1 protein-coding gene is annotated in these 344 nt (G+C 45.6%); it reads right to left on the bottom strand.

Features of this window, described 5'->3' with window-relative positions; translation table 11 throughout:
• The coding region (locus ACYVTD_RS18390; RefSeq protein ID WP_461249039.1) for an alanine racemase at positions 1–331 on the bottom strand (331 nt) is incomplete at its 3' end.
• Positions 332–344 lie beyond the last annotated feature (13 nt).

Genomic DNA, 344 nt, shown 5'->3' with positions numbered 1-344 from the left:
CATTCAGGGTGTCGGCAAAATCCGCGTCGGAAATAAAAGGGGTAAGATCCGCTTGAATGATTTCCGCAATTTCATCGGGACTAGGCTGGGAAAACAGCAAAATAGGGGTTTTTATTCCCGCTTTTCTTAGCGCCAGCCCTTCAGATGCCGCCGCTACGCCAAAACAAGAGGCTCCCGCCGCAAGAGCGGTTTTTGCAATTTGAACCGCACCGTGTCCGTAAGCATCGGCTTTTACAGGGACGCAAATATGCCTGTTTTTCCCGATTCTTGTCTTTACTGATTTTATATTTTCCTTAAAACGATCAAGGTAAATTATCGCTTTTGCCCGCATATCAACATATTAT

The organism is Treponema sp. R6D11, from assembly GCF_054786075.1.
The sequence above is the reverse complement of the archived record's forward strand: the minus strand, read 5'-3'. Positions and strand labels throughout refer to the sequence as shown.